This window comes from Mesorhizobium sp. B2-5-7, assembly GCF_006440875.1.
Taxonomy (GTDB): Bacteria; Pseudomonadota; Alphaproteobacteria; order Rhizobiales; family Rhizobiaceae; genus Mesorhizobium; species Mesorhizobium australicum.
Genome location: NZ_VFUO01000004.1, coordinates 664,588 through 684,657, shown reverse-complemented (window position 1 = coordinate 684,657; position 20,070 = coordinate 664,588). Strand labels below are relative to the sequence as shown.

The following is a 20,070-nucleotide window of genomic DNA, read 5'->3' as shown; positions in this document are numbered from 1 at the left end:
GCTGCGGCGGACGCATAGGGGGAGAACTGTTACCTATGTATCCGGTCCATTCTGTAACCCATCTATCGGCTGGACACCGGCAGGGCAATGAGGGGCGGCGCGACGGTGCGGACGAAGTATCCATCATCTGCTCGGAATTTCGAGTTCATCGTAACCGAGTACTTCGTCTTCCGTCATTGGGTGGTCCCGATCAGGTATCCGGCCTGCTTGCTCTGAAATTTCCATCAGCCTCGCGATCAGGTCAGACTCGTTTTGCTGAGAAGTCAGGTTTTCGCGAGCAGTTTCATTTTCGAGGCTCTGCCGGATCGCTTCGGTCACCGGCACACCACGGCTCTTGGCAAGTTCTCGGGCCAACCGCTCCACTTCGACATTCTTGATGAACAAAGCCATTTGGTGATCTGCCATGCGGTATGGAATTATACGCCAAATCGGTTTCGGCGCCACGTCGTTTGCAGCCGACAAGGCACGGTACCCTCCGTTACGTCACCATCGCGTCGCACCACAAGCTCTTGTATCCCGCTCTGGCGCGCGCAAGGATCGCGACACAAGACAATCCAGGCGGAGGAAAAATGTCGCTCAAGGGAAAGACGCTGTTCATCTCCGGCGGGTCACGTGGCATCGGGCTGGCGATCGCGCTGCGCGCCGCGCGCGACGGCGCCAATGTGACGATCGCCGCCAAGACGGCGGAGCCGCATCCGAAGCTGCCGGGAACGATCTACAGCGCCGCTGAAGAGATCGAGCAGGCCGGCGGCAAGGCACTGCCGGTGCTATGCGACATCCGCGAGGAAGCGCAGGTGGCCGAGGCGGTCGGCAGAACCGTCGAGAAATTCGGCGGCATCGATATCTGCGTCAACAATGCCAGCGCCATCCAGCTTACCGGCACGCTGGAAACCGACATGAAGCGCTACGATCTGATGCATCAGATCAACACGCGCGGCACCTTCCTCGTGTCCAAAATGTGCATTCCACACCTGAAGTTAGCGAAAAACCCTCACATCCTGAATCTGGCGCCGCCGCTCGACATGAAGGCCAAATGGTTCAAGAACCATGTCGCCTACACCATGGCTAAGTTCGGCATGTCGATGTGCACGCTGGGCATGAGCGCGGAATTCGCCAGGGATGGCATCGCGGTCAATTCGCTGTGGCCGATCTCGACCATCGACACGGCCGCGGTACGCAACCTTCTGGGCGGAGCCACGGTCGCGGCGATGAGCCGGTCGCCGGACATCATGGCCGATGCCGCGCACGCGATCTTCATGCGGCCGTCGCGCGAGGCATCAGGCAATTTCTACATCGACGAAGAGGTGCTGCGCGCCGAGGGCGTCAGCGATTTGTCGGTCTATGCGCCTGACGCAACCGGACCGCTGGCCGGAGACTTTTTTGTGCCGGATGAGGTGTTTGCCAGGACGGACAGCAAGATCAGGAACATCTACTGAAGGCGATCCTGCCGCCGCCGCTTGCTTTCAAAAAATGACTCGACATCGAACGGCTCCGGTTCACCTGACTGGTGCCCTCATCGATTCCCGACGAAGCCGCTCAAGCCTCTGATCGCCGTTTTCTTCTGTAGGCATCAAGTGGATCTGAAAGCAAAAAACCCCGCCGGAGAGGGCCGGCGGGGCTCAATGCGTCCCGCTGGAGTCGGGACGGGGCAGGGAACGCCCAGTCAGGAATCTGGGGTGCGAAGCCCGGTGATTCAATGAGCCGGCTCCAAGGCCTGTACAATTCTTGTTGACCCGGGCCGTGCCGTCGGCAGTTCGTCCCATCCCGGTTGATCGGGATGGGACCTTGTTGCCGACCTCGTTCCAGAAACCACTGCAAGTCGCTGGAAAAGCAGGTCAGTTGTTGCTCGCCACCGGCGCCACGAGCGAGGTGATGCGGCGGATGGCGACGCGCCGGTTCTCGCGGTTGGGCGCCGAGGTGTCGACCTTCAGGTACTCCTCGCCATAGCCCTGTGTCGTCAGGTTCTCGGGCGGGATGCCGAAGGCGTTGGTCAGCGCTTCGGCGACCGCTTCGGCGCGACGGTCCGACAGAGCAAGGTTTGCCTCGGGCGTGCCGACGGCGTCGGTATGGCCCTCGATCAGGAAGGTCTCGGCCGGGTTCTTTTTCAACAGCTTCTCCATGGCGTCGGCGACACCCTGGAGCTTCTGCACCTCGGTGTCGGAGATCGAGGACGAGCCGAATTCGAAGTTCAGCGTGTCGAGATCGATGCGCCGTGCAATGTCGCGCACGCGAGCCGAACGCTTGACCTCGTTGATAGAATACAGACGCTGCACTTTCTCCACCGGCGGCTGTTCGAGGAAGGTGTAATAGTCGTCGGGGCTATCGACATCCTCGGAATCGAGGATGTAGTCCCGGCGCGGGATGGTCAGCCGCATCGGCGGCAGGTCATCGCCGGGATCGCGCCAGTCATCTTCGTCCTGGTAGCTGCGCTCGTCGACATAGCTCAGAACGTATTCGCGACCGTCGGGCGCGATGCGCGACCGCTGCAGGATGTCGCCGTAGCGGTTGCGTATGGTGACGATCCGGAAGCCATTGTCGCGCTCGACCGTCTCGCGCGTGCGGCCTTGCGGCAGGTCCTCGTAGTAGACATCCTTGGCGCCGCGGGTCAGGCGCGGGCGATCGTTGCTCTGGACGAACGTCTGGTCGTTGAACTGGACGATCACCCGGTCGCCGATTTCCTTGAGCACGTCGACGCCCTTGGGCCGGCGGCGGTCACGGATGTCCTCGTCAGGCGCGCGCTCGAGCCGCTTGCCCTTCTCCTGCGTCACCGGGACGATTTTTTCCGTCTTGATCGCCTCCTGGGCGGCTCTGTCGTCGGTTGGAGGCGGACCCTGATCCACCGGCGCCACTACCGGCTTCCGGCCCTGGTCACCGCCCTGCTGGGCATTCTGCCCACCATTCTGCTGCCCGCCGTTCTGCTGTTCGCCATTCTGGTTGGCGGGCTGGGTGGCCGGGTTCCCGCCGCCCTGGCCGTTCTCGCCGCGACCCTTGCGCCTGGCATCCTTCTGGCTGTCGAGGATGGGGGCGGCATCCTTGTCGGCGGGGGCTTCGCCCTGAACCGGGTTTTCGCCCTGGACAGGCGCGGCCTTCCCATTGGTAGCGGCCCCACCGGTGGCGGGCTGCTCTCCCGTCGCCGGCTGTTCGCCGGTGGTGGGCTGCCTACCGGTCGGCGGCTGTTCGCCGGTCGCGGGCTGCTCGCCATTCGCCGGCTGTTCGCCAGCCGGTTTCCTGCCGTGCTTCTTCGTCTTGTCTTGGGATTGCTCGCCCTGGGCGGGAACCTGCTCGCCGGCGGGAGGGGATTCAACCTTCGGCGTCGCTTCGCCGGCAGGAGCCTGCTTCGGTGTCGGAGCGGTCTCCGGCACGGCGGACGGCGCCTCTTTCTGCTGGTCCAGCTTGTGTTTCCTGCCAGGCTTGGTCGGCTGGTTGTCGTTGGCAGGCGCGGCCTCGCCGGCGGGCGCCTGCTCGGTCTGCTGCTGGTCGCGCTTCTTCCTGCGCGGCTGCTGCTCGTCGGTTGCGGGCGCGGCCTCGCCGGCGGGCGCCTGTTCGGTCTGCTGCTGCTGGTCGCGCTTCTTCCTGCGCGGCTGCTGCTCGTCGGTTGCGGGCGCGGCCTCGCCGGCGGGCGCCTGCTCGGCCTGCTGCTGCTGGTCGCGCTTCTTCCTGCGCGGCTGCTGCTCTTCAGCCGCGGGGGCGGGCTGCTGCGCGGCCGGAGCGGTCTCGGTCTGCTGTTGCTGCTCGCGCTTCTTCTTGCGCGGCTGTTCCTCGTCGCCCTGTCCCTGGTCGGTGGGGGTGTCCTGCGCCAGGATGATCAGCGGTGTCCCCCCGCGTTGCATGGGGCCGAACGCGGCTGTCCCCTGAAGCGGGGACGCGCCTAACGGCGCGGATGCCATCAACAGGCCAAGGGCCGTGCCTGCCAGAATCCGTGGTTGGCGTTTCATCGAAATTCTCCTTGTGGGGTCCCATCCTTGCCGAAACCGCTTTTAACGAAATTGGTTCCAGTTGCCCATCGTTAGGGGCTGTACAGGGCTATTGGCCGACCTTTTGAAGGCAACTTCATGTCATTCGGCCCCCTTTGCAGCCTCATTCCGGCTGTCGCCGCGCTTGACCTTGGCGGCGGCTGGGGCCACATGCCGGAAATGGAAACCCCGTTCTGGAAGACCAAGACGCTGGAAGAGATGAGCCCCACCGAGTGGGAATCGCTCTGCGACGGCTGCGGCAAGTGCTGCCTGTCCAAGCTCGAGGACGAGGACACCGGTGAAATCTACTGGACCAGCGTCGGCTGCCGGCTGTTCGACGCCGAGAGCTGCCGCTGTGCGGACTATGCCAACCGGCTGGCGCGCGTTCCCGACTGCGTCGGCCTGACGCCGCAGAATGTGCGCACCATCAGCTGGCTGCCCAGCACCTGCGCCTACCGGCTGGTGGCGGAAGGCCGCGACCTCTACTGGTGGCATCGGTTGGTTTCCGGCAGTGCCGAGACCGTGCACGAGGCCGGCATTTCCATGCGCGGCCGGGTCAAGGCGAGCGAGACCGACCTGGCCGAGCCGGAAGACTATTTTGACTTTATGCTCGACGACGAGCCCTGACGCGCGCAGGTAGATCGTCAGGAGTTTGCCTGTCGGAAACCGTGCGAGGGCAAGGCGCCTGACGCGATATTGTAGAATGCCGGCAAGGATTTGGCCGGCAAGGATTTGGCCGGTAAGGGATTTGGCCGGCGAGAGATTTGAAAGGTCGGCGCTTTGCCGTGTGGCGCCACATGAACCGCGGATGAACGGGCAGTTCGTAAATAGTTCAGACAGGCCGGTGCATTCTCCCGCCATCGGTTTCACGAGGAGGGCGCAAGCCCGCAACAAGGAGAGAGAACCATGTACACCACCATCAAGACGGCAGCGCTTTCGGCTCTGGTCGGCCTCGGCACGCTGGCGGCCATCCCCGCCCATGCCGACAGCCTCTATCTTGGCTTCGGCAACAACCAGGATCCGCGCTTCGGCGTCTATGCCGGCGACGACGGCTATCGCCACCGCCGGGACGAGCGCCGCGACGACTGGCGCCGTGGCTGCTCGCCGGACCGCGCCCTCGACAAGGCGGAGCGCATGGGGCTGCACCGTGCCCGCATCGTCGATGTCAACCGCCGCGTGGTCAAGGTGATGGGCCGTCAGTACGGCGACCGCGTCGTCATCGTGTTCGCCAACGAGCGCGGTTGCCCGGTCATCAACCGCTGAGAATCTCAGGCGTGGACCTTCTGTGAAGGTCTGGAGCCCCTTTCCCTAGGGAAAGAAGTGGCCCGAAACCCCCGCGGGAGCGATTCCGCGGGGTTTTTAATGCCCGCGGCGGTCTCTCTTGAGCAGGTCCGTGGCCAAGCAATGCTCAGCCACGGCGTCCAGCGCCGCCTACTTCAGTTCGAAGGTAACGGTGACCTGGACATTGTAGGCGTTCTCGCCGGCCTGTACCGGCGCCGCGCCGGCCGCGGCGTCGAATGCCTTGGCGTTGATCGGCATCGGCGCCGGCCTGATGTTCTGATCGGTGATCTCGAGCACCCGGCCCAGGCTGACCCCGGCCGCCTCGGCCAGCGTCCTGGCCTTGGCCATGGCGTCGGCGACAGCTTTCTTTCGGGCCTCTGTGACGGTGGCCGCCGGATTGTCATTGGTGAAGGCGATGCCGCCGCCCTGGTTGACGCCGAGCGACACCGCCTTGTCGAGGATCTCGCCTGTCTTGTCGACGTCGCGCACGCGCACCGAGAGCGTGTTGGTCACCTGATAGGCGACGAGTTCGGCCTCCTGGCTGCCGTCCGGCTTGTTGGTATAGTTGTAGCGGGGGGTGATCTGGATGCCCGCGGTCTGCAGGTCGCGATCCTTGATGCCGGCGGCCTTCATCGCGGCGATCACCGCGGCCATGGCATCATTGTTGGCGTCGAGTGCGGCACGCGCCGTCTTGGCTTCGCGCATGACGCTGAGCGTCAGCACCGCCAGATCGGGGGCCACGGTTGCTTCGCCCTCGCCGGACACGATGATGCGGGGCGGGGTCGGCAGATCGGTGGCTCCAGCCATCGCCGGAAAAGCGATTGCAGCGGCGAGCGCGAGGGGCAAAAGATGTCTGGTCATGAAAATCTCCTTGGTCTGCGATCAAGTCGCAGGGGGGCGCGTAGAGCGCGATTATGGGTTGATTTGGGCGATCTGCGAAAGCCCGCCGGGAAAGCCTTGTGCCGCGATGCGAAAAACATTAATCCAGCCCGCGTGGGGCCTGTAGCTCAATGGTTAGAGCCGGCGGCTCATAACCGCTTGGTTGGGGGTTCGAGTCCCTCCGGGCCCACCATGACCATTGATTTTATTTCGGAAAAGTGCCCTCGGCCCAAAACGTTTTGGGTCCATTATGGGCCAAAACAAGGACCGTGGTCCCGGTTTGTTCCGACTCGGTGTGATTATCTGACGATGCGGAGGTTTGCCCGTCGCTTCATGGCGTCGCGTTTGGCCTCGCGCTCGTTGATCGCGCGAGCAATATCAACCGCGATCCGCTTCTTGTTGGCCTCACGCACGTAGTCATCCGTCACCGTCATGGAGGAATGCCCCATGGCGTCCATGATGGCCCGGGCCTGGATGTTGCATTCAGCGAGGTAGGTGCCGAAGGTACGGCGCAGGCCGTGAAGCGTATAGCCGTCAGGAATATCGGCCTGTCGTGCCCAATGCTGCATCATGCCTGTCAGGCTCTTTTCTGAAAACGGGTTGCCATAGCCATTCTTCAAGACGGTTCCACCCTTCGAGCGGTCAAGCGGGTCTAGCGCAGCCGCCAGTTTGTCCACCACCGGGATAAACATCTCCCGTCCGCCATGACGGTTTCGGTTCTTCTTCTGTCGGAAGGCGAACGCCTCGATCAATGCCAAGGAACCGTCGAACAGTTCGATCTCCTCGGTCACGAGATCATCCCATTCAAGGTCAGCGATGTCGCCTCGTCGGTTGCCGAGCCAGAAACCAAGCGCGTAGCACGTCCGAGCCGGCGTCCCGATCGGATGCCGCTCCTCGTACTTTTCTCGGATCGCAATTGGCCAAGCCGGGTTCTTGGTCGATTTGGGCACGCGTACGCGAATTGACAGTGAAGGATCATCCTGCGGCTTTATCCATTTCTCGACATCGGTCGCGACCCATAAAAGCTTCTTGATGGCAACCAGCATATGTTTGGCGACTGTGCGGTTGCTCCTGAAGATGCTTTCGATGATGGCGCGAAGCCGATCCGCGTCGAGATGTTGCACCGGAGTATCGCGCCAAGTGAGTGGGTAATTTGGATCGACCCGCAGATTAAGAAAACGCTCAATCAGTCGCGCATTCTTCCGCTGCGTCGCTTCATCAAAATCGAGCCACTCCATTGTCGTTTCAAGCCGGCGCCCGGCATGGCCAAAAGTTTCAGGCAGTGCCCGACCGGGCAAATCGATGATCCCTGCATTCTTGTGTTGGCCCTGCGTGGCCTTCTCGTAAGCCGCCTCGAACTCGGGATCGCCAGGTTTGCCAGGAAGGTGCATCTCGGGCACGCCTTTTGCGCGGTAGCGATAGATTCGCTTGCCGTTCTTGAGGCGCGAAGATACCCCAGGGTAACTGGGGTCCTTAAATGGGCGAGCCATCAAATGCTCCTTTCAGGACCCTTTCAGATCTGCCCGTACCGAACGGGTTTTGCTTTCGATGGCAACCCGCAGGAGCACCGGGTAAGGAAAGCCTCTTCCTTGCTCTATGCCTTCAAAGGTGCGCTTCGGTATTCCAAGCACCTTGGCCGCGGCTGCGGCAGTGAACCCTTCCTTGGCCCGCCATGCTTTCACGTCTTGCGCAAGTTTGTCGTTCTCGCTCACGTCATGCCTTCCGCACACGGGCTTTCATCGTACTACGTCCGCAGCGTATACGCAATAAACGTATTTTCTATCGCTTTTCTACCTCCCGCCTACTTCGTTCCAACAGCTCTTGAAGGCGGCTATCTTTGTCCGGCAACGAGGTGAAAGCAATATCCAGGGCTACACGATCCCAGACAGCGCGGCTGTTGATGCGCTTGGGCTTCGGCATTCGCCCATCGGCAACCATCTCGTCAAAGAGCGTCGATCCTACACCGATGTAGCGAGCCGCTTCCTCACGAGATAGCCCTCGTGGGGCATACGAGATTGCGTCACTCTTCATGGACGCTGCCTCGGTCCTGGTATTCCCGGCGTGTGGGTATCGAAGCACAAAAGCCACATCTTAGTTGCCATTCCGCAGCGAGGAGATCATGTTTGGCTAAAATAAGAAGAGCCTCGTTAAGCGGAAGCGGCCTGACTAGTTCGTTCGGCGTAAACTGGCAGCAACGTGTGAACGGGGGGCATTCCGGCAGGAGCGCAATCCCATGGGCGCGAGTTGATATCCAAATGAGGAAGAAACTGACATCAGCCCTCGCCACAGCCCGCGAGCATAGTTCATGTCCGCCGCGTAATATTCCCGTTGAACGCACACCGAAGCTATTGCGCTGAAAGCATAAAATTGCCATCTCCCGACGAAGTTACCGCTGGTGGGGATGGGAATGGGCGTATCTGACGAGTTCTACAACTTCCGGAATAACTACAATATCGGCACCGACCTGATCAGCTCGATAGGACAGCGGTACCGGCGTATCACCACGCGCCTTAACACAGACTTCTGGAACACTGATTCCAGCTCCGCCCACAGTCTCTATGTTGGCTCTTACGGTCGCGACACCGCCGCACGCGGAATCAGCGACCTGGATATCGGCTTCCAGCTCCCCTATGCGGAATACGTCAAATACAGCGCGTATCAGGGCAACGGTCAGTCCGCACTTCTTCAGGCCGTGAAAAACTCCCTCCTCAAAACCTACGGCTCCAGCAACGTCGGCGGCAACGGTCAGGTTGTCGTCATCTCCTTCACGGACGGAATCACATTCGAAATCCTCCCCTATTTCGACAACACGGACGGTTCCTGGACGTTTGCCGATTCAAACGGGGGAGGTACCTGGCGACAGTGCAACCCCCGGGCAGAGATAAATGCCGTCCAGACACGCAATACGGCCGTTAACGGCAACCTGAAAGCGCTCGGCCGCATGATGAGGGTGTGGAAAGACCATAATAGCGTTCCGATGACTGGAGCGCTGATTGACGCGCTTGCCTATCAGTTCATCGAAACGTGGGAGTATCGGGATAAATCCTACGGCTATCATGACTACATGGCGCGGGACTTCCTGAAGTATCTCTACGACCTCGACCGAGAGAAAACTTACTGGCGGATGCCGGGAAGCGGTTCCTACGTCTACAAGACGGGGGTGTTCTGGTTGAAGGCGCTCAGTGACTACAATATCGCCGTCGAGGCCTGCAACATGCAGACCGACGACAAAGCCGCACAGCGCCGCGCGAAATGGAGGATCGTCTTTGGCACAACCTTCCCAATTTGATCCGCGGTACCAACTCGAGAGCCAAGTGCGCGAGTGTTACGGCCGTTGCGCCTACACCCACAAGATCCACGAGAAGATGGCCGAGCGGCTTGCCGACCATCAATGGTATGCAAAGTGGTTCAACATCATCCTGTCCGCGCTCATCGCCGGCGGCGCGGTGACGACCGTTTTCAGGGCGGAGACGGGGCTTCTGCAATATGCGGAATACGCGACCGTCGTGCTTGCCATTCTCAGCCTGATCTACAACGCCTACCAGAAGGACCTAGACCCCGGTGCTCTCGCGCAGCGACACAGGGAAACCGCGTCCGACATCTGGAATGTGCGAGAATCTTACCTCAGCCTGATAACCGACGCGCTCAATACGGCAGTGCCAATTGACGACCTTCGGACTCAGCGCGACGAGTTGCAGACCAACCTTCACGAAATCTATCGGGCGGCACCCTTCACGGACGGGAAGGCCTACAAGAAGGCACAGAATTCCTTGAAGGACAACGAGGAGCTTATGTTCTCCGACAAGGAAATCGACGATATGCTGCCCACCACGTTAAGGCGGTCGAGCAGGGCTTAGTCAAGCGCCGGTCGGTCCCGCCAGCAGGCTAGGTAAATAAACGAACGGCGGCCTTTCGGACAGTGTAAAGGGCGTCTCAACGACCGAAATCGGGCGCAAAGCTCTCTTTCACTTCCAGCCATGTGTGGGCCGAATCGAGTCAGAATGCTTGGCTTCACTAGAAAATCGGGCAGTGTTAATGTGCCCCGAAGCGGGAGGGATCACTCTCGCAGAGTTTAATTCGGTACAATGGTACAGCGCTGCAAATCTCCATGTCTTGGTCATTAGATTCGCCAGACCAAAGGTGGCCCAGTTTTAGCGATCTTCAACCGCCGTTTTCACCCGCGCGTTTTTGCTCTCGAGTTCATCCAGATAATCGGCCCACCATTGCATCATCTTTACGCGCTCTTCCCAGTACTCTGCCCGGGCGTAGGCGCGACGTACGTCGTTGTTCTCAACATGGGCCAGCTGCCGCTCTATGGCGTCCGGATGCCATCTTCCGCATTCGTTTAGCAAAGTTGATGCCGTTGCTCGAAAACCGTGCGCGGTGGCTTCTTCCTTGCCGTACCCAATACGGCGAAGGGCAGCGTTAAGCGTGTTGTCGGAAATCGGACGCGAGCCCGATCGAATACTAGGAAACAACAGCGTGCCCCCACCAGAGGTTTCTCTAAGTGAGGTCAGGACCCCGACGGCCTGCCTGGAGAGAGGTACGCGGTGCGGCCGTCTCATTTTCATGCGCCCTTCAGGGATGCTCCACACCGAGCTTTCGAAATCGAACTCGTCCCATCCGGCCGCGCGCAGCTCGCCGGGGCGGGGAAACAGCAGGGCCATCAGCCTTAGGGCGGCTCGGGTTGTCGGCTGCCCGTCAAATGCATTGATCGCCCTCAGCAAGCCTCCCAAGGCCTTAGGATCGGTAACGGCGGCGCGCGGCGTGACCGTTGGACCGACGAGTGCTCCCCGCAGGGCGATCGTCGGATCTGTATCGGCGCGTGCGGTTGCGATTGCATATCGAAACACGCTGCCGATAGTGGAGCGCAGTCGCCTGGCCGACTCGTATCGACCGCGAACCTCCACGCTGCGGAGAGCGGCAAGAATTGTGGCCGGATCAATCTCCCGAACGCTTTTGTCCCCCAACGTTGGATGGGCAAAGTCGAGCAACCATTTGACCTTGGTGATGGTCCGGTCGGCACGACCCTCCTTCTTCAGCTTGTCGACATAGTCCTCCGCGATTGAGCGAAAGGTGTCCTCTGCCGAAGCCTTTTGTGACTTACGCTCCTGGGCGGGGTCGATGCCACGTAGGAGGAGACGTTTGGCGGTATCGCGCGCCTCGCGTGCCTCAGCCAGGGAGATGAGCGGATAGCTGCCCAACGCCAGAAGCTTCTGCTTGCCGCCAAAACGATAGGCGAGGCGCCATAGGCGAGATCCGGTAGGCTGAACCCAAAGCTGGAGCCCGCCACCGTCAGACAATTTCACGAGCTTTGAAGCGGGTCGGGCATTTCGGCATTTTACGTCGGAAAGCGCCATTTCCGGGAGCTCCATTTGGCTGCATCGATACCATCAGGATCTCCAATACCACCGAAAATACCAGCCCTCCGCCTCGTTGGACCAACTACGCCGAAATTCCACAAAACACGGCCAACCGCGCCTTGCGTCACAAAAATTACCAAGGATTTCAGACATTTGCCGAGACAAAAGCGTAGATGCTTCGGCGAAAGAGACTGTCGGGAGAAGAGGGGATGGTGCCCAGAGGCGGATTCGAACCACCGACACGCGGATTTTCAGTCCGCTGCTCTACCAACTGAGCTATCTGGGCCTGTTCCGGCTAACGAAAACTCGCGCTCCGGATTTCATGAAGGCACCATGGGCGCCCCTTGAAAGCGCGTGGGTTATAGCATGGGAATCCGGCCTGTCCAGCGCCCAGATGTGGATTTCCCGCAGGAAAAGAAATGTCGCCCGATGGGTCGGTTTCCATGCCGTGCGCCCGCCTATCTGGCGCTTGGCAGCCCCTTGCGGAAGTCGGATGGGGTCATGCCGGCCAGCTTGCGGAAGGATTTGTTGAAGGCGCTGAGCGAGCCGAAGCCCGAGTCCATGGCGACCCGCAGCACATTGGCGTCCTGATGCATCAGAAGCGCCTGCGCGTAGCTCAGCCGCAACAGGTTGACGTATTCGTTGAGCGTCATGCCGGTTGATTTCTTGAACAGGCTCATGGCGTATTTGGGGTGGATATCGGCGGCGGCCGCTATGTTCATGCAATCGATGTCGTAGAGGAAATTTTCGGCGATGAAATCGCACATGCGCCCGACATTGCGTGAGGACTGCTGGTCGAAGGGGCTGCCCGCCTCCTGCCCGGCGGCGTTTTCCGGCACCAGCCGATAGGGCTCGAACCGCACCCGCTCCAGCCGCAGCAGGAGTTCGTTGACGGCATGCTCGGTCTTGGCCGGGTCGCCCGAACGGGCGTAGCGGTTCCAGCGGGCGAAATTGTCATTGTCGGATTGATCGGTGGCGCTTGTCACCAGCGTCGCACCCGTCATCAGCCGGTGGCGTATATCCGCCGGCAGGTGCAGCCGGAAGAAATGCACCAGCGGCAGGTGCGCGCCGGCATAGACGGCGTCGTCGCTCAAATCGTCCATCTGGTGCGGCAGGCCGCCCCAGAACAGGCACATCTCGCCGGCCGAGAGCGAGATTTCGTGCTCGTTCATGCGGTAGTGGACGGAGCCGCGGACGATGAAATTCACCTCGACCTGGGCATGCCAATGCGGCTTCAGCATCACCAGCGGATTGGTGTGGAACATCTGCAACAGCAGAGGCAGGCCTTCCACACTGCTGGCACCAGGCTGGTAAAACGGCCGTTCGGGCATCTTACTTTCCGCCAATTTTGTATTCCCTTTGTCCGGGACAGGCCTTTGCCGGTGCCTAGTCTAGCCAGGCTCGCAGAGAGAGCAAATGAAATGGGAGGATTTCAATGCGCATCACACTGTCCTGCGCCGCGCTAGCGCTTGCCTTGGGCTCAGCCCCGGCCTTCGCGCAATCCGGCGAAATCACCATCTGGAGCTGGAACATCGCCGCCTCGTCGCTGAAGGCAACGGTTGCCGGTTTCAACAAGGTCCATCCCGACATCAAGGTCACGGTCCAGGATCTCGGCAACCAGCCGACCTATGACAAGTCGATCGCCGGATGCGCGGCCGGCGGCGTCGGCCTGCCAGATATCGTGACCATCGAGAACGGCGAGGCCGAGAATTACTGGAGCCAGTTCCCCGACTGTTTCGTCGACCTGCACACGTTGGGCTACACGGCGGAAGACCAGAAGAAATTCCCCGATTTCAAGCGTACCGAACTCGAAGTCGGCGACAAGGCCTATGCCATGCCGTGGGATTCCGGCCCGGTCGCCGCCTTCTATCGCCGCGACTTCTATGAAAAGGCCGGCGTCGATCCGGCATCGATCAAGACCTGGGACGATTTCATCGCCGCCGGCAAGAAAATCCAGGCCGCCAATCCAGGGGTCTCGATGACCAATGCCGATTTCAACGGTGACAGTGAATTCTTCCGCATGATCTCCAACGAACAGGGCTGTGCCTATTTCGCCGAGGACGGCCAGTCGATCACCGTCAACCAGCCCAAATGCGTCGACGCCATGACCAAGGTCAAGGAGATGAAGGACGCGGGCATCGTCTCGTCGGCCGACTGGGGCACCAAGATCACCAACAACACCGCCGGAACCGTCGCCACCCAGGTCTATGGCGGCTGGTACGAAGGCACCATCCGCACCGAATCGGCCGGCGAAAACGGCAAGTGGGGCGTCTACCTGATGCCGAGCCTGACCGCGGACGGGCCGCACGCCGCCAATCTCGGCGGTTCGTCGCTCGCCATCACCTCGGCGTCGAAGAACAAGGAAGCGGCCTACGAGTATTTGAAATACACGCTCGGCACCAATGAAGGCCAGATCACCATGCTGAAGGAGTTCGGCCTCGTCCCATCACTGGTCTCGGCCCTGAACGACCCTTACGTCAACCAGGGCCAGCCCTACTGGGGCGGCCAAGCGGTGTGGAAGGATATTCTGGGCACCTTGCCCAAGGTCGTTCCGAGCCGCGGCACGCAGTTCCAGAGCGATGCCGAGATCATCGTGCGCGCCGTGCAGACCAAATACCTCGCCGGCGGATATCCCGACGCCAAGGCGGCACTCGACGATGCCGCCAGCCAGATCGCCTCGGCGACTGGGCTGCCTGTCAAGTCCTGAACTCCCAGGACGGGGTCCGGGACGGCAGCTATGTCGTCCTGGACCCGCCGCTTGCACGCTTGCTTTCAACACCAGGGATGAAGGAGGACAAAAGATGCGCGCCCGCAATGCCACGGCCTATCGCTTCCTTACGCCCTATCTCCTGATCTTCGCCATCTTCTGGGTGTGGCCGATCATCTCCTCGTTCCTGATCTCGTTCCAGGCGACGCGCACCGTGCCGTGGCGCTTCGCGCCCGGTTTCAACTGGGGCCGGCTGGTCGGCGACCCCGCCTTCTTCAACGCGCTGAAGAACACGCTGCTCATCCTCGTCATCCAGGTTCCGGTGATGATCGCGCTGGCCATGGTGATGGCGGTGCTTCTGAATTCGCCGCTGCTCAAGGCGCGCGGCCTCTACCGCTTCGCCTTCTTCGCCCCGGTGGTGGTCGGCGAGGTCGCTTATTCGGCGGTGTTCCGGCTGATGTTCAGCCTCGATTTCGGGATCGTCAACAAGCTGCTGAACAGCATCGGCCTGCCCAAGGTCGACTGGTTTTCCAATGTCACGCCGGCCATGGCGCTGATCATGATCGCGGTCACCTGGCGCTGGGCCGGCTACAACGCCATCATCCTGCTGGCCGGCATGCAGTCCATTCCCGAGGATGTCTACGAGGCAGCGACGCTCGACCGGGTAAGCAAGCTCAAGCAATTCTTCTACATCACCCTGCCGCTGTTGAAGCCGGTCATCGTCTTCTGCGCCGTGCTGTCGATCATCGGCACCATGCAATTGTTCACCGAGCCGTTCCTGATCACCGAGCGTGGCGGGCCGGGCGGCGGCACCGAGACGCTCGGTCTGCTGCTTTACCGCCAGGGCTTCCGCTCGCTCAATTTCGGCTATGCCTCTGCCGTCGCCTACACCATGGCCGGGCTGGCGATCGCCATCACGCTGGTGCAGCTATGGCTGACGAGGGAACCGAAATGAGTTCGCTCTCGTCGGCAAGACTGAAACGAAGCATCGCACTGCACCTGTTCCTGACGCCGCTGGCGCTGATCTGGTTGTTTCCGCTGTGGATGATGGTGGTGTTCTCGACCATGCCCGACAATGGCATATTCAGCCCGGGCATCGAACTGTTGCCGCGCGGCAATTTCATCGACAATTTCAACAATTTGCAGCGCGACACAGACTTCGTCGGCGCCATCGTCATCTCCGTTTGCGTGGCGGTGACCTACACCGTCTTGTCGGTGCTGTTGACCTCGATGGCCGGCTGGGCGCTGGCCCGCTACCAGTTCTTCGGCAAAAGCGTGGTCGTGGCCATCATCCTGGGCACCATCACGCTGCCCTATGCGGTGGTGCTGATCCCGCAATTCATCATGGTGGCGCGCGACTTCAAGCTTGCCAACACCTGGGTGGCGCTGATCGTGCCGCCGCTGTTCAATTCGCTGGGCGTGCTGTTCATGCGCCAGAGTTTTTCGATGATGCCGGACGATCTGTTCGATGCGGCCCGCGTCGAGGGCGTCAAGGAGTGGCGGATCTTCGTCTTCATCGCCTTGCCGCTGGCGCGGCCGATGCTGGCGGCGCTCTGCATCATCCTGTTCCTCGCCTCCTGGAATAATTATCTGTGGCCACTTCTGATCAACAGCCAGCCGGGTTCGATGACAGCACCCGTGGCGCTTGGCACGCTGATCGGCCTGACCAAAGTGTCGTGGGGCGGCATCATGGCGGGCGCGGTCATGCTGACCGTGCCGATGCTCATCGTCTTCGTGCTCCTGCAGCGTCATTTCATCGCCGGCATCGCCGCCGGCGCGGTCAAGTAAGGGGCAGAATGGCAACCGTCACGCTCACCAATGTCACCAAGCGCTTCGGCGCGTTCGAAGTCGTCCACGGTGCCAACATCGACATCGCCGATGGCGAGTTCGTCGTCTTCGTCGGCCCGTCGGGCTGCGGCAAGTCAACGCTGCTCAGGATGATCGCCGGGCTGGAGGACATCAGCGGCGGCGAGATCGCCATCGGCGGCAAGGTGGTCAACGATGTCGAGCCCGCCGACCGCGGCATCGCCATGGTGTTCCAGTCCTACGCGCTCTATCCGCATATGAGCGTCGAGCAGAATCTCTCCTTCGGGCTGCGCATGACCGGCAACCCCAAGGCCGACACCGAGCGGCGGGTGAAGCGCGCGGCCGAGATCCTGCGCATCAGCGAATTGATGGACCGCCGTCCGAAGAAACTTTCCGGTGGCCAGCGCCAGCGTGTCGCCATCGGCCGCGCCATCGTGCGCGAGCCGCAAGTGTTCCTGTTTGACGAGCCGCTCTCCAATCTCGATGCCGAACTGCGTGTCCAAATGCGGGTCGAGATCTCAAGGCTGCACAAGGAACTCGGCGCCACCATGGTCTATGTCACCCACGACCAGACCGAGGCGATGACGCTGGCCGACCGGATCGTCGTGCTGCGCGCCGGCCATATCGAGCAGATCGGCAGGCCGCTGGAGCTCTATGACAATCCCGACAATATGTTCGTGGCCGGCTTTGTCGGTTCGCCGAAGATGAATTTCATCAAGGCCCATATTGTCGGGCGTGATGAAAAAGGGGTCGTGGTCGAGCTGGCCGGCGAGGAGAAGACCCGCATCACGCAACCGTTGAAATGCGCAGGGCCCGAACTGGGTAGCAAAGTCATCGTCGGCGTGCGGCCGGAACATTTTGGCAGCGCCGGTGAAGGAGACGCCGACCTGACCGCCGCCATCGACGTGGTCGAGCATTTGGGCGGCACGAGCTTCCTCTATGCCCGAACGGCCCATGGCGAGGATGTGGTGATCCAGCGCGACGCGGCAAAGATTCCCGACACCTCGGAGGTCACCGTTTCCATCCGCAAATCCTACCTGTTCGACGAAAAGGGGCTGCGGCTGCGCTGACCGGCCGCCCCTTTCCAAGCCCGCAAGGAGAATGACATGACTGCATCAACGCCCATTCGCTGGGGGATTCTTGGGCCGGGCGGCATTGCCAAGGCCTTTGCCGGCGGCGTCGCCGGTTCGCGCACCGGGAAACTGGTCGCCATCGGCGCGCGTAACCCCGGCAAGCCGGGTCTGGCCGAGAGCTTTCCCGGCGCCCGCATCCTCGACGGTTATGACGCTCTTCTCGCCGATCCGGAAATCGACGCGATCTATATCGCGGTGCCGCATCCCGGCCACGCGCAATGGGCGATCCGGGCGGCGGAAGCCGGAAAACATGTGCTTTGCGAAAAGCCGCTCGGGCTGACCGCCTTCGAGGCCGACGCCATTATGCATGCGGCGCGCAAGGCCGGCACCTTTCTCGGCGAAGCCTTCATGTACCGGCTGCATCCGCAGACGCAGCAACTGGTGGGCCTGGTCAAGTCCGGCGTCATCGGCGAGATCAGGATGATCAAGTCGAGCTTCGGCTTCGCCATGCCTGATTTCATGCCGGAGCACCGGCTCTACGCCAACGACCTCGCCGGCGGCGGCATCCTCGACGTCGGCGGCTATCCCGTGTCGATGGTGCGCCTCATTGCCGGCGCTGCCGCGGGAGAGCCATTCGCCGAACCCGACAAGGTGGTGGGCGCCGCCCACCTTGGCCAGTCCGGCGTCGACGAATGGGCCTCCGCTGTCCTGCATTTCCCCGGTGGCATCGTCGCCGAGGTTTCCTGCAGTATCTCGCTGAACCAGGACAACGTGCTGCGCATCTTCGGCACCAAGGGCCGCATCGAGGTGCCGGACTTCTGGTTCGCCGGCGGCGACCGCGATGTCGGCCTCGGCCGGATCGACGTGATCGGCGCCGACGGCGCGCAAGAGACTATCAGCGTCAACGAGAAGCGCCATGTCTATTCCTTCGAGGTCGATGCCGCCGGCGAGGCGATCCGCGCCGGGCGACAGGAATTCGCCTGGCCGGGGATGGGCTGGGCCGACAGCCTCGGCACCTTGCGCGTGCTAGACAGATGGCGCGCGGCGGTGGGGCTGGAGTACGAGATCGAGAAGGCCTCGCTGCGCACCAACACCATCTCCGGCCGACCTCTGCGGCCCGGCGGCACCGCGATAGGCAAGCGCACCATTCCGGGCCTGCCGAAACCGACCTCCGTGGTGGCGCTCGGCTTCGAGGATTTCCGCACCTTCTCCTCCGGGTCGATCCTGCTCGATGCCTTTTTCGAGGCTGGCGGCAATCTGTTCGACACCGGCTACGTCTATGGCGGCGGCTACACCGAGACGCTGCTCGGCCAATGGCTGAGAAACCGTGGCGTGCGCGAGCAGTCGGTGATCATCGCCAAGGGCGCGCACTCGCCGCTCTGCTATCCCGACGTGATCGCAAAGCAGCTTGCCCAGTCGCTCGACCGCCTGCAGACCGACCATGTCGACATCTATTTCATGCATCGCGACAATCCGGACGTGCCGGTCGGCGAGTTCGTCGACGCCATGGACGCGGAGGTCAAGGCCGGGCGTATTCGCGGTCCCTTCGGCGGCTCCAACTGGACGATGCAGCGCATGGACGAGGCCATTGCCTATGCCGAGCGCACTGGCAAGCAGAAGCCCGGCGCGCTCTCCAACAATTTTTCGCTGGCCGAAATGCTGGAGCCGATCTGGGCCGGCTGCATCACCTCCTCCACCGACGACTGGAAAGCCTGGCTGACATCCAGGCAGATGCCGAATTTCGCCTGGTCGAGCCAGGGACGCGGCTTCTTCACCGACCGCGCCGGGCGCGACAGGCTGGACAGCGAGGAACTGGTGCGGGTCTGGTACTCCGAGCGCAATTTCGGCCGCCGCGACCGGGCGATCGAACTCGCCGCCAGGCTGCGCAAGAGCCCGATCCATATTGCGCTGGCCTATGTCCTCAACCAGCCTTTCCCATCGGTCCCGTTGATCGGGCCGCGCACGCTGGGCGAACTGGACGACAGCCTGCGGGCGCTGGACATCGCGCTTTCGCCAGCCGAACTCGAGTGGCTGGACGGCGGCAGCCTGCACGCGGCCTGATTAGGTCTCAAGCGGCGTCAGGTCTCGTCGTCCGACACCTTGGCGCCGCGCCTGGCCGGCGTTCGCAAGCTGGCATACATGCCGGTGGTGCGGAACTGGCTGGGCGTCGTGCCGTAGAGGCGGCGAAAGACCTTCGAAAAATAATTCGCATCCTCGAACCCGCACAGGATGGCCACTTCCTTCACCGGCAGGAAATCGGCCTTGGTCAGCAATTTCGCCGCCCGCTGCAGCCGCTGCTGCAGCACGAACTCGGCGGGCGGCAGGCCTTCGCTCTCGGCGAAGCAGCGTGAGAAATGAGCCCGGCTCAGTCCGCTGATCTGGACAAGGTCCGCCACCGGCAGGGCTTTGTCGAGATTGGCGTTGATATGATCGATGACCGGCTGCATGGCACTCTGTTTTTCGGCAAAGGCGTGCGAGCCGAACACATCGTCGTAGAGCGCCATCGCCGCCTCGTAGGCGATCGCCGAAGCAGCGCCTGGAGAAGCGGCCCCTTTGATAAGACGCAGACTGCAATCGGCAAGATGATCGATCGTCGCCGGCTGCAGCCGAAAGACCGGTCCCGACACGTCGAGGATCGACTTGTGGACGCGCAACGCCTCCTCGCCGTTCATCGAGATCCAGAAATATTCCCAGCGCTCGCCCCTGGCCAGCCAGTAGCGGTGGTTGTGCGGCACCAGCACCAGCAGCGTGTCGTTCGTCTGCAGGCGGTAATCGCGGTTTTCGTAGCGCAACCGGCCGGTACCGCCGATCGTATGCTGCAGGACGGTGAACGGTGTCTGACCGCGCTTTCGCCCGTCCCAGTCATAGGTCACGTCCTCGCGCACCTCATAGCCCGTGCTCGTCGGCATGGCATGCAGGCGCTGGCGGCCGCGCGGCAGCGAGACGGTCCGCATTGACTCTCCGTTAGCGATTAAATCCCGCAGCACAAAATTACCCCTGAAAGCATA

19 protein-coding genes and 2 tRNA genes are annotated in these 20,070 nt (G+C 61.8%); 11 read left to right on the top strand and 10 right to left on the bottom strand.

The window, feature by feature from the left end; genetic code table 11:
• Positions 1 to 123: 123 nt before the first annotated feature.
• Positions 124 to 390, bottom strand: coding sequence for a type II toxin-antitoxin system VapB family antitoxin (locus FJ543_RS21140; protein WP_181174023.1), 267 nt, complete (start codon positions 388 to 390; stop codon positions 124 to 126).
• Between the two features lie 179 nt (positions 391 to 569).
• Between FJ543_RS21140 and FJ543_RS21135 the strand changes: the two genes are divergently transcribed.
• Entirely contained in the window at positions 570 to 1,436 is an 867-nt protein-coding gene (locus tag FJ543_RS21135; protein WP_140876807.1) for an NAD(P)-dependent oxidoreductase, read from the top strand.
• Between the two features lie 399 nt (positions 1,437 to 1,835).
• Here FJ543_RS21135 and FJ543_RS21130 read toward each other — a convergent pair whose 3' ends face one another.
• Complete coding sequence (locus FJ543_RS21130) at positions 1,836 to 3,935, bottom strand: OmpA family protein (protein ID WP_140876805.1); 2,100 nt, start codon at positions 3,933 to 3,935, stop codon at positions 1,836 to 1,838.
• A 198-nt stretch (positions 3,936 to 4,133) separates the two neighbouring features.
• Between FJ543_RS21130 and FJ543_RS21125 the strand changes: the two genes are divergently transcribed.
• Positions 4,134 to 4,580 carry a YcgN family cysteine cluster protein gene (locus FJ543_RS21125; RefSeq protein ID WP_041163697.1) on the top strand — a complete coding sequence of 149 codons (447 nt, stop codon included), beginning with the start codon at positions 4,134 to 4,136 and terminating at the stop codon, positions 4,578 to 4,580.
• A 279-nt stretch (positions 4,581 to 4,859) separates the two neighbouring features.
• Complete coding sequence (locus tag FJ543_RS21120; RefSeq protein WP_015316248.1) at positions 4,860 to 5,216, top strand: hypothetical protein; 357 nt, start codon at positions 4,860 to 4,862, stop codon at positions 5,214 to 5,216.
• A gap of 168 nt (positions 5,217 to 5,384) precedes the next feature.
• On the opposite strand, the gene FJ543_RS21115 is transcribed toward FJ543_RS21120, so the two are convergent.
• Positions 5,385 to 6,095 carry an SIMPL domain-containing protein gene (locus tag FJ543_RS21115; RefSeq protein WP_015316249.1) on the bottom strand — a complete coding sequence of 237 codons (711 nt, stop codon included), beginning with the start codon at positions 6,093 to 6,095 and terminating at the stop codon, positions 5,385 to 5,387.
• A gap of 135 nt (positions 6,096 to 6,230) precedes the next feature.
• Between FJ543_RS21115 and FJ543_RS21110 the strand changes: the two genes are divergently transcribed.
• Positions 6,231 to 6,306, top strand: a tRNA-Ile gene (locus FJ543_RS21110).
• 106 nt (positions 6,307 to 6,412) lie between these two features.
• On the opposite strand, the gene FJ543_RS21105 is transcribed toward FJ543_RS21110, so the two are convergent.
• The 3 genes from FJ543_RS21105 to FJ543_RS31860 all read right to left on the bottom strand — a co-directional run bounded on the left by FJ543_RS21105 (position 6,413) and on the right by FJ543_RS31860 (position 8,144).
• Positions 6,413 to 7,603 carry a site-specific integrase gene (locus FJ543_RS21105; protein WP_064994569.1) on the bottom strand — a complete coding sequence of 397 codons (1,191 nt, stop codon included), beginning with the start codon at positions 7,601 to 7,603 and terminating at the stop codon, positions 6,413 to 6,415.
• 12 nt (positions 7,604 to 7,615) lie between these two features.
• Positions 7,616 to 7,825: a helix-turn-helix domain-containing protein gene (locus FJ543_RS21100; protein ID WP_084016009.1), complete on the bottom strand. Its 210-nt coding sequence runs from the start codon at positions 7,823 to 7,825 to the stop codon at positions 7,616 to 7,618.
• A gap of 67 nt (positions 7,826 to 7,892) precedes the next feature.
• A complete protein-coding gene (locus tag FJ543_RS31860) occupies positions 7,893 to 8,144 on the bottom strand; it encodes a hypothetical protein (RefSeq protein ID WP_084016061.1) in 252 nt (83 codons plus the stop codon).
• Between the two features lie 376 nt (positions 8,145 to 8,520).
• On the opposite strand from FJ543_RS31860, the gene FJ543_RS21090 reads away from it, so the two are divergent.
• Complete coding sequence (locus FJ543_RS21090) at positions 8,521 to 9,402, top strand: nucleotidyltransferase (protein ID WP_064994781.1); 882 nt, start codon at positions 8,521 to 8,523, stop codon at positions 9,400 to 9,402.
• A gap of 25 nt (positions 9,403 to 9,427) precedes the next feature.
• The gene (locus FJ543_RS21085) at positions 9,428 to 9,970 is read left to right on the top strand and encodes an SLATT domain-containing protein (RefSeq protein WP_224656008.1); all 543 of its coding nucleotides are present in this window, start codon (positions 9,428 to 9,430) and stop codon (positions 9,968 to 9,970) included.
• Positions 9,971 to 10,264: 294 nt separating this feature from the next.
• Here FJ543_RS21085 and FJ543_RS21080 read toward each other — a convergent pair whose 3' ends face one another.
• From FJ543_RS21080 to FJ543_RS21070, 3 genes are all read right to left on the bottom strand, one after another.
• Complete coding sequence (locus FJ543_RS21080; protein WP_064994782.1) at positions 10,265 to 11,473, bottom strand: integrase arm-type DNA-binding domain-containing protein; 1,209 nt, start codon at positions 11,471 to 11,473, stop codon at positions 10,265 to 10,267.
• A gap of 213 nt (positions 11,474 to 11,686) precedes the next feature.
• Positions 11,687 to 11,762 (bottom strand) — tRNA-Phe (locus FJ543_RS21075).
• A 172-nt stretch (positions 11,763 to 11,934) separates the two neighbouring features.
• Positions 11,935 to 12,807, bottom strand: a complete 873-nt coding sequence (locus FJ543_RS21070) for a helix-turn-helix domain-containing protein (protein ID WP_140614694.1) — start codon at positions 12,805 to 12,807, stop codon at positions 11,935 to 11,937.
• 104 nt (positions 12,808 to 12,911) lie between these two features.
• Between FJ543_RS21070 and FJ543_RS21065 the strand changes: the two genes are divergently transcribed.
• The 5 genes from FJ543_RS21065 to FJ543_RS21045 all read left to right on the top strand — a co-directional run bounded on the left by FJ543_RS21065 (position 12,912) and on the right by FJ543_RS21045 (position 19,123).
• Positions 12,912 to 14,183, top strand: a complete 1,272-nt coding sequence (locus FJ543_RS21065) for an ABC transporter substrate-binding protein (protein ID WP_140715881.1) — start codon at positions 12,912 to 12,914, stop codon at positions 14,181 to 14,183.
• A 94-nt stretch (positions 14,184 to 14,277) separates the two neighbouring features.
• Positions 14,278 to 15,138, top strand: coding sequence for a sugar ABC transporter permease (locus FJ543_RS21060; protein WP_015316252.1), 861 nt, complete (start codon positions 14,278 to 14,280; stop codon positions 15,136 to 15,138).
• The gene (locus FJ543_RS21055) at positions 15,135 to 15,971 is read left to right on the top strand and encodes a carbohydrate ABC transporter permease (RefSeq protein ID WP_140660715.1); all 837 of its coding nucleotides are present in this window, start codon (positions 15,135 to 15,137) and stop codon (positions 15,969 to 15,971) included. Before FJ543_RS21060 ends, FJ543_RS21055 begins: the two co-directional genes overlap by 4 nt.
• An 8-nt stretch (positions 15,972 to 15,979) precedes the next feature.
• Positions 15,980 to 17,059, top strand: coding sequence for a sn-glycerol-3-phosphate ABC transporter ATP-binding protein UgpC (ugpC, locus tag FJ543_RS21050; RefSeq protein WP_140876803.1), 1,080 nt, complete (start codon positions 15,980 to 15,982; stop codon positions 17,057 to 17,059).
• Positions 17,060 to 17,095: 36 nt separating this feature from the next.
• Positions 17,096 to 19,123, top strand: coding sequence for an aldo/keto reductase (locus tag FJ543_RS21045; RefSeq protein WP_015316255.1), 2,028 nt, complete (start codon positions 17,096 to 17,098; stop codon positions 19,121 to 19,123).
• Between the two features lie 17 nt (positions 19,124 to 19,140).
• On the opposite strand, the gene FJ543_RS21040 is transcribed toward FJ543_RS21045, so the two are convergent.
• Entirely contained in the window at positions 19,141 to 20,016 is an 876-nt protein-coding gene (locus FJ543_RS21040) for an AraC family transcriptional regulator (RefSeq protein ID WP_140614689.1), read from the bottom strand.
• Positions 20,017 to 20,070: the final 54 nt, after the last annotated feature.

Excerpts from the sequence above, each read along its gene's own strand:
- FJ543_RS21090 (WP_064994781.1), top strand. The coding sequence starts at position 8,521 with ATGGGCGTATCTGACGAGTTCTACAACTTCCGGAATAACTACAATATC.
- FJ543_RS21135 (WP_140876807.1), top strand. The coding sequence starts at position 570 with ATGTCGCTCAAGGGAAAGACGCTGTTCATCTCCGGCGGGTCACGTGGC.
- FJ543_RS21045 (WP_015316255.1), top strand. The coding sequence starts at position 17,096 with ATGACTGCATCAACGCCCATTCGCTGGGGGATTCTTGGGCCGGGCGGC.
- FJ543_RS21040 (WP_140614689.1), bottom strand. The coding sequence starts at position 20,016 with ATGCGGACCGTCTCGCTGCCGCGCGGCCGCCAGCGCCTGCATGCCATG.
- FJ543_RS21120 (WP_015316248.1), top strand. The coding sequence starts at position 4,860 with ATGTACACCACCATCAAGACGGCAGCGCTTTCGGCTCTGGTCGGCCTC.
- FJ543_RS21105 (WP_064994569.1), bottom strand. The coding sequence starts at position 7,603 with ATGGCTCGCCCATTTAAGGACCCCAGTTACCCTGGGGTATCTTCGCGC.
- FJ543_RS21060 (WP_015316252.1), top strand. The coding sequence starts at position 14,278 with ATGCGCGCCCGCAATGCCACGGCCTATCGCTTCCTTACGCCCTATCTC.
- FJ543_RS21065 (WP_140715881.1), top strand. The coding sequence starts at position 12,912 with ATGCGCATCACACTGTCCTGCGCCGCGCTAGCGCTTGCCTTGGGCTCA.
- FJ543_RS21055 (WP_140660715.1), top strand. The coding sequence starts at position 15,135 with ATGAGTTCGCTCTCGTCGGCAAGACTGAAACGAAGCATCGCACTGCAC.
- FJ543_RS21070 (WP_140614694.1), bottom strand. The coding sequence starts at position 12,807 with ATGCCCGAACGGCCGTTTTACCAGCCTGGTGCCAGCAGTGTGGAAGGC.
- FJ543_RS21125 (WP_041163697.1), top strand. The coding sequence starts at position 4,134 with ATGGAAACCCCGTTCTGGAAGACCAAGACGCTGGAAGAGATGAGCCCC.
- FJ543_RS21140 (WP_181174023.1), bottom strand. The coding sequence starts at position 390 with ATGGCTTTGTTCATCAAGAATGTCGAAGTGGAGCGGTTGGCCCGAGAA.
- FJ543_RS21130 (WP_140876805.1), bottom strand. The coding sequence starts at position 3,935 with ATGAAACGCCAACCACGGATTCTGGCAGGCACGGCCCTTGGCCTGTTG.
- FJ543_RS31860 (WP_084016061.1), bottom strand. The coding sequence starts at position 8,144 with ATGAAGAGTGACGCAATCTCGTATGCCCCACGAGGGCTATCTCGTGAG.
- FJ543_RS21080 (WP_064994782.1), bottom strand. The coding sequence starts at position 11,473 with ATGGCGCTTTCCGACGTAAAATGCCGAAATGCCCGACCCGCTTCAAAG.
- ugpC (WP_140876803.1), top strand. The coding sequence starts at position 15,980 with ATGGCAACCGTCACGCTCACCAATGTCACCAAGCGCTTCGGCGCGTTC.
- FJ543_RS21115 (WP_015316249.1), bottom strand. The coding sequence starts at position 6,095 with ATGACCAGACATCTTTTGCCCCTCGCGCTCGCCGCTGCAATCGCTTTT.